The sequence below is a fragment of the Streptomyces niphimycinicus genome, from assembly GCF_018883605.1.
Classification (GTDB): Bacteria; Actinomycetota; Actinomycetes; order Streptomycetales; family Streptomycetaceae; genus Streptomyces; species Streptomyces niphimycinicus.
The window spans coordinates 1-7,369 of record NZ_JAHLEM010000817.1 but is presented as its reverse complement, the minus strand read 5'-3'; the positions used below and the strand labels follow the sequence as shown (position 1 = coordinate 7,369).

The 7,369-nt window shown below is 69.6% G+C and carries 7 protein-coding genes; 4 read left to right on the top strand and 3 right to left on the bottom strand.

What is annotated here, in order from left to right; translation table 11 throughout:
• On the bottom strand, positions 1–830 hold an 830-nt coding region (locus KN815_RS43370; RefSeq protein WP_253209610.1), incomplete at its 3' end, for an AfsR/SARP family transcriptional regulator.
• 1 nt (position 831) lies between these two features.
• A complete protein-coding gene (locus KN815_RS43365; RefSeq protein WP_078642495.1) occupies positions 832–2,121 on the bottom strand; it encodes a M18 family aminopeptidase in 1,290 nt (429 codons plus the stop codon).
• Between the two features lie 392 nt (positions 2,122–2,513).
• Here KN815_RS43365 and KN815_RS43360 point away from each other — a divergent pair, with 392 nt between their 5' ends.
• Positions 2,514–3,062, top strand: coding sequence for a TNT domain-containing protein (locus KN815_RS43360; protein ID WP_253209609.1), 549 nt, complete (start codon positions 2,514–2,516; stop codon positions 3,060–3,062).
• A 17-nt stretch (positions 3,063–3,079) separates the two neighbouring features.
• Complete coding sequence (locus KN815_RS43355; RefSeq protein ID WP_216347249.1) at positions 3,080–3,448, top strand: hypothetical protein; 369 nt, start codon at positions 3,080–3,082, stop codon at positions 3,446–3,448.
• A gap of 110 nt (positions 3,449–3,558) precedes the next feature.
• Here the strand turns inward: KN815_RS43355 and KN815_RS43350 are convergent, their stop codons facing one another.
• Positions 3,559–5,385: an acyl-CoA dehydrogenase gene (locus tag KN815_RS43350; protein WP_216347248.1), complete on the bottom strand. Its 1,827-nt coding sequence runs from the start codon at positions 5,383–5,385 to the stop codon at positions 3,559–3,561.
• A gap of 138 nt (positions 5,386–5,523) precedes the next feature.
• Between KN815_RS43350 and KN815_RS43345 the strand changes: the two genes are divergently transcribed.
• Complete coding sequence (locus KN815_RS43345; protein WP_216347247.1) at positions 5,524–6,021, top strand: SseB family protein; 498 nt, start codon at positions 5,524–5,526, stop codon at positions 6,019–6,021.
• 120 nt (positions 6,022–6,141) lie between these two features.
• Positions 6,142–7,113, top strand: coding sequence for a pirin family protein (locus KN815_RS43340; RefSeq protein ID WP_216347246.1), 972 nt, complete (start codon positions 6,142–6,144; stop codon positions 7,111–7,113).
• The last annotated feature ends 256 nt before the right edge of the window (positions 7,114–7,369 follow it).

Genomic DNA, 7,369 nt, shown 5'->3' with positions numbered 1-7,369 from the left:
GGGGTGGACGGCACCGGCTGCCCCGAGTGGCCCGCCGCCGCGGCGCTCTCGGCGCCGCCCTGCGGCCCGTCCGCCTCCGGGGCCGCCCGCAGGATCTCCTGGTACGCGGCGCTCAGCCGCTGGCCCGGGTCGACCCCCAGATCGTCGTCGAGCAGTTGCCGGGTGCGGTGGAACCAGGCGATCGCGTCGGACTGCCGCCCGGAGCGGTACAGCGCCAGCATCAGTGCGGCGATCAGCCCCTCGCGCAGCGGGTTGGCGACGGCGGCGGGGTGCAGGGCGCGCACCGCCTCCTCATGCTCGCCCAGCGCCTTGTGTGCCCGGGCCAGGGCCTCCACGGCGCTCAGCCGGCGCTCCTCCAGGGCGTGCGCCGCCGCCGCGAAGGGCGGGCTGGCCACGGTCCCGGTGAGCGCCGGGCCGCGCCACAGGCCGAGCGCCTGGCGAAGCAGCCGGACCGCCTCGCCGGGGGCGGACTCCGGGCTGGCCTGGGCGGTCAACTGGTCGAATCGCTGGGTGTCGATCAGGGACTCGGGGATGCGCAGCAGATAGGCGGAGCTGTGGGTGGCCAGCTCGACACCGTGCTCCTCGGCGCCGCCCTCGGCCAGGGCCGCGCGGAGCCGGGAGACATGGCCCTGGATGACGGTCCGGGCGTGGGCCGGCGGCTCGTCCTCCCACAGGCTGGTTATCAACTGCTCCACGGACACCGTCGCATTGGGCCGCAGCAGCAGCATCGCCAGCACGCTGCGCCGTTTGGCGGGTCCCAGCGGAAGCTCGACGGGCGCTGCCGGCGGTCCCGCGATGACGGTCACCGGTCCCAGCACGGAGAAGTCCAACTCAGCCCTCCAGAAAGGCGTGCAATGCCTTGGCCAGCAGCCGCGGGTCCTGCACTCCGCACAGTTCCCGTGCCGAGTGCATGGACAGGATCGCGATGCCGATGTCGACGGTGGCGATGCCGTGCCGGGCGGCGGTGATCGGACCGATCGTGGTGCCGCACGGCATCGAGTTATGGGAGACGAAGCTCTGCCAGGGCACCCCGGCGCGCTCGCAGGCGGCGGCGAAGACGGCCCGCCCGGCGCCGTCGGTGGCGTATCTCTGGTTGACGTTCACCTTGAGGATCGGGCCGCCGTTGGGCCGTGGGTGGTGGCCCGGCTCATGGCGCTCGGCGTAGTTGGGGTGAACGGCGTGGCCGGTGTCGGAGGACAGGCAGACGGTGCCCGCGAAGGCGCGGGCCCGGTCCTCGTACGCGCCGCCGCGGGCGAAGACCGAGCGCTCCAGCACCGTGCCGAGCAGCGGGCCGTCGGCGCCGGTGTCGGACTGGCTGCCGTTCTCCTCGTGGTCGAAGGCGGCCAGTACGGGGATGTACGGCAGCTCCGGACGGGCGGCGGCGATGAGGGCTGCCGTACCGGCGTGCACGGAGACAAGGTTGTCCATCCGGGGCCCGGCGAGCAACTCGCGGTCCCGGCCGAGGTAGGCGGGCGGCTCGACGCTGTGCGTCATCAGGTCCCAGCCGGCGATCTCCTCGGCCGCGACACCGGTCTCCTCGGCGACGAAGCGGATCAGGTCGCCCTCCTCGACGCCGCCGAGCCCCCAGATGGGCGTCATATGGCGCTGCTTGTCCAGCTTGAGGCCCTCGGTGTTGACGGACCGGTCGAGGTGGACGGCCAACTGGGGCACTCTCAGCAGCGGCCGGTCGATGGTGACGAGATGGTGCGAGCCGTCCCTGAGGGAGATCCGGCCGGAGAGCCCGAGGTCGCGGTCGAGCCAGGTGTTGAGCAGCACCCCGCCGTAGACCTCGACGGCGATCTGTCTCCAGCCGTGCGCACCGGTGTCGGGAATCGGCTTGACCCGCAAATTGGGAGAGTCGGTATGAGCACCGACAATTCGGTACGGAGTGGCGGGGTCCGCCCCCTCCGGTACGTACCAGGCGATGATCGCCCCGCCCCGCAGCACGAACCGGCCACCGGCCGCGCCGTCCCAGGGCGCGGTCTCCTCGACCCGCTGGAACCCGGCCTTCTCCAGCCGCTCGGCGGCGCTCGCCACAGCGTGGTACGGCGATGGGCTGGCGCGGAGGAAGGACATCAGGTCATCGGTGTGGCCGCGGTCGATGCCGGGTTGTGCGCTCATGTGCTCAGCATAGATTCGCCGGGGGGTGACTCGCCCTGGTGCGGGTCGTGGCATCCATCCGTGACACCACGTTGATCCAATCTGATGAAAGCACGTCAGGTAAGGCGAGAATTCGGGAGAATCGGTCGATATTCCCCGTGTAACCGAGCAACGCCGCACTGAGTCGTAACTCAAGGGGATACCGGATGCGCGTTCTTCGCCACCTGCTTGTCGTTCTGGGGTCGCTGCTGCTGCTGTGCGCAGGCGGACCTGCCATGGCCAAGCCTGTCACGGATTTCGCCGCGGGGCTCGCGCCCGTGGCCTCTCCGGAGCCGGCAGCCGCGCCCTCTCCCGGCCCGCGCCCGGGGAACGGCGGGGACGGTGAGGGCAAGGGACACCCTCCCTGTCCGAGCATGGACCGCATCGGGGGGACCAGCATCGCACCCAACCCGCCGCGTGAGCGCTACTACCAGGGTGACTGGCGGCTCGGCCCCGCCCAGCTTCCCCGGTACGGCGCCATCGGGCGGATGCTCGAAGGCTACGAACGGCTCGACCACTTCCGCACCTCCTCCGCGTTCCTCGGCTGCTACTGGAACGAGCAGACGAGCGGCTGGTGGTTCCCCTACCCCGACGGCTGGGTTCTGCTGAACGGGTCACCGCTGCACACCACGATCAGGATGAAGGTCGGCCAGAAGGTCGATCTCTTCGGAAGCGGTTTCGGCCACTTCCTCGCCCCGGCGGGCACGCCCTACGCGGAGCGCGCGCTGCCGCCCAGCAACCTCAACACCATCGACCCGGCCTATCCGAACGGCTATCACCTCTATGAGGTCACCGCGCCCTTCCTGGTCGAGGCCGGTCCCATCCGGCCATGGTTCGGACAACCCGGCTTCGGGCTCCAGTATCTGACCGGTCCTTCGATCCCCCAGTTGGTCGCGGCGGGTAATCTGCGCGCACTCAACTGAGGGCGGATCCTGAACCGGTGGACAGAACGGAACTCGTCACAACCCTGCGCGACGAGCAGGTGCCTGACGCGCTGTACGACATCCCGGGAGTGCGGGACATCCCGGTGCAGCCCGACGCCTACTACTATCTGCGCCCCGCCGCGGACGGCGGCTGGGAGACCGGGCTGAGGGAGCGCTCCCTGGACCGGGACACCCGCCGGTTCGCCACGGAGGACGAGGCGTGCCGGGATCTGCTGGAGAAGCTGAGGGCCCGCCCGCGCCCGCCGGAGGGCGGGGGCGAGTCGGTCGACGAACTCCTCGCCCAGGGCGAGGAGCTGAGGCGGTGGGCCCGGGAGGAGGTCGAACGGGCCCTGCGGGAGCGGCCGCCCGACGACGAGGAGCGGTGACGAGGAGCGGCGACCAGGAGCGGTGATGACGTCCGCGGGGACAGGCCAGGGGGCCGGCCGCCCCGCTGGAGGATGGGACGGCCGGCCCCCTGGACGAGGGAAGAGAGCCCTCAGAACGCGGACTCGTCCAGGTCCATGAGCCCCTTGTCGACCGACTCGGCCAGCGAGCGCTGCACCGAGACGCCCGGCAGCACCTCATGGGCGAAGAACTTCGCGGCGGCGATCTTGCCCGCGTAGAAGGACCGGTCCTTCGTGGAGGCGGTGCCCAGCTTCTCGGTGGCGACGGCCGCGCCCTTGAGGAGCAGATAGCCGATGATCACGTCGCCGGAGGCCAGCAGCAGCCGGGTGGAGTTGAGACCGACCTTGTAGATCGAGCTGACGTCCTGCTCGGTGGCGGCCAGGTCGGTGAGCATCGCGCCGACGATCGCCTCCAGGTCCACCGCGGCCTGGGCGAGCTGGTCGCGGGCGGCTTCCAGCTCCTCGCCCCCGGCGGCCTCGGCCAGGAACTTCTTGATCTCCTCCGAGACGACGGTCAGGGCCTGGCCCTGGTCCCGGACGATCTTGCGGAAGAAGTAGTCCTGCCCCTGGATGGCGGTGGTGCCCTCGTAGAGCGTGTCGATCTTGGCGTCCCGGATGTACTGCTCCAGCGGGTACTCCTGGAGGTAGCCGGAGCCGCCGATGGTCTGAAGGGACTGTGCGAGCTGCTCGTACGCCTTCTCCGAGCCGTAGCCCTTGACGATGGGCAGCAGCAGGTCGTTGAGGCGGCTCACGGCGGAGGCGTCCTCGCCCGCGGCCTCCTTGACCAGGATCTCGTCCTGGACGGAGGCGGTGTAGAGGACCAGGGCGCGCAGGCCCTCCGCGTACGCCTTCTGCGTCATCAGCGAGCGACGCACATCCGGGTGGTGGGTGATGGTGACGCGCGGGGCGGTCTTGTCGGTGAAGGCCGCCAGGTCCGGGCCCTGCACCCGCTCCTTGGCGTACTCCAGGGCGTTGAGGTAGCCGGTGGAGAGGGTGGCCATGGCCTTTGTGCCGACCATCATCCGGGCGAACTCGATGATCTTGAACATCTGGCGGATGCCGTCGTGCTTGTCGCCCAGCAGCCAGCCCTTGGCCGGGTGGTCGGCGCCGAAGGTCAGCTCACAGGTGTTGGAGGCGCGCAGACCCATCTTGTGCTCGACATTGGTGGCGTAGACGCCATTGCGCTCGCCGAGCTCACCGGAGTCCCAGTCGAAGTCGTACTTGGGGACGATGAACAGCGACAGCCCCTTGGTGCCGGGCCCCGCGCCCTCGGGCCGGGCCAGCACGAAGTGGATGATGTTGTCGGAGAGGTCGTGCTCACCGGAGGTGATGAACCGCTTCACCCCCTCGATGTGCCAGCTTCCGTCCTCCTGCTGGGCGGCCCTGGTGCGGCCCGCGCCGACGTCGGAGCCGGCGTCCGGCTCGGTCAGCACCATGGTGGAGCCCCACTGCCGGTCCACCATGAGCTGGGCGATCTTGAGCTGCTCCTCGGTGCCCTCGTCGTGCAGCACACCCGCGAAGGCCGGGCCCGAGGCGTACATCCAGATCGGGGTGTTGGAGCCGAGGATGGTCTCGGCCGAGCCCCACAGCAGCGAGCGGGGGCAGACCGTGCCGCCGAGCTCCTCCGGGACGCCCAGCCGCCACCACTCGGACTTCATATAGGCCCGGTAGCTCTTCTTGAACGACTCGGGAAGCGGCGCCGTGTGGGTCTTGGGGTCGAAGACGGGCGGGTTCCGGTCGGAGTCGGTGTAGCTCTCGGCCAGCTCGTTCTCGGAGAGCCGGGATATCTCCGCGAGCACGCTCTTGGCGGTCTCGACGTCCATCTCCGCGAACGGGCCGGTGCCGTACACCGTGTCGCGCCCGAGCACCTCGAAGAGGTTGAACTCGATGTCGCGGAGATTCGACTTGTAGTGCCCCATGGCGACGGCTCCGTAAGGGATCGGGAGGCCAGGACCTCTGCGTTGACGCGTATCGGATCAGCAGTCGCCATGATGCTACCCGCGGGTAATAAAGGGCAACCCTCAACCGGGTAACTGTGACTCAGTACGCTTCTTCGCATGTACGGCTACGACCAGAACGCGAGCGCAGGGCAGGGTTATGCCGCTCCGCCACCTCCGCCGCAACAGCAGCCGCATGCGTCACATCACGCGCAGGCGGGTGCGGGCTACGGCCAGCAGCCGCTCTACCCGGAGCCCTCGCCGCCGTCGCTCGCCGACGCGGTGCGCGCCTTCACCACCGGTTCGATGGCGGCCGAGGACTTCCAGCAGATCTTCGCGGGCTCGAAGGTCTACTGCCCGCGCGGTGACAACCCCGGCTTCCTGGCGCTGCACAACACCCAGCAGCCGGTGATCCCCATGTTCACCTCGCTCAAGGAGCTGCGGCGGTACGCGGGCAAGGAGTCCAAGTACTTCGTGATCACCGGCGCCGAGGTGATCGACCTGCTGCCCACCGGCTACGGCTTCGTCCTCGACATGGAGGGTGAGCACCGGATGGTCTTCGACGCGAAGGCGGTGGAGCAGATGGTGGACTTCGCCATGCGGCGTATGTACGGATAGGTCCGGATAGGCCCGGATACCGCCGTTCGCCGCGCGGGGCGCTCGGGTGGAAATAAAGGCCCTCTTGCGAGTCGTTCACCATTCAATTAAGTTGAATGGTGAACGACCGAGGAGGCCGTCATGCCCGCAGTGACCGTAGAGAACCCGCTGACCCTGCCGCGCGTCGCGGCACCCGCCGAGGCACTCCAGCGCCCCGTGCTCGCCGTCACCACCGCCCCCAGCGGTTTCGAGGGGGAGGGCTTCCCGGTGCGCCGGGCCTTCGCGGGCATCGACTACCAGCACCTCGACCCGTTCATCATGATGGACCAGATGGGCGAGGTGGATTACGCGCCGGGCGAGCCCAAGGGCACGCCCTGGCATCCCCACCGCGGCTTCGAGACCGTCACGTACATCATCGACGGGACCTTCGACCACCAGGACTCCAACGGTGGCGGTGGCACCATCACCAACGGCGACACCCAGTGGATGACGGCCGGCTCGGGGCTGCTCCACATAGAGGCGCCGCCGGAGTCGCTGGTCATCTCGGGCGGCCTCTTCCACGGTCTACAGCTCTGGGTGAACCTCCCGGCCAGGGACAAGATGATGGCGCCGCGCTACCAGGACATCCGCGGCGGCAATGTGCAACTGCTGACCACCCCGGACGGTGGCGCGCTGCTGCGGGTCATCGCCGGTGAGCTGGACGGCCACCAGGGTCCCGGTATCACCCACACGCCGATCACGATGATCCACGCCACGCTGGCACCGGGTGCGGAGATCACCCTGCCGTGGCGGGCGGACTTCAACGGCCTCGCGTACGTCCTCGCGGGCCGCGGCAGCGTCGGCACCGAGCGCCGCCCGGTTCAGGTGGGGCAGACGGCGGTCTTCGGCGACGGTGGCGCGCTGACCGTCCGTGCCGACGAGAAGCAGGACTCCCACACTCCGGAGCTGGAGGTCGTTCTCCTGGGCGGGCAGCCGATCCGCGAGCCGATGGCCCACTACGGCCCGTTCGTCATGAACACCCGCAAGGAGCTCCAGCAGGCGTTCGAGGACTTCCAGAAGGGCCGGCTCGGCACGATCCCGGCCGTGCATGGGATGTCCGAGGGCGGAATGTAGGGCTCGCCGGGACGAGATGCGAACGAGCCCCGTCCGGATCTGGACGGGGCTCGTCGGCGCTCACGGGCGGATCACCCGTCTTTCCATGTTGTCTCAGTGTTGCCCGGCGCGACGCTTCCGGGTCACGAACGCGGCTGCCGCGCCCGCACCGGCCAGCAGGGCACTGAGGGAGATGATCTTCAGCAGGCCGGACGCACCTGTGTTGGCCAGCGAGCCACCGCCGCCGCCAGTCCCCGAGCCGCCACCTGTTCCGGAG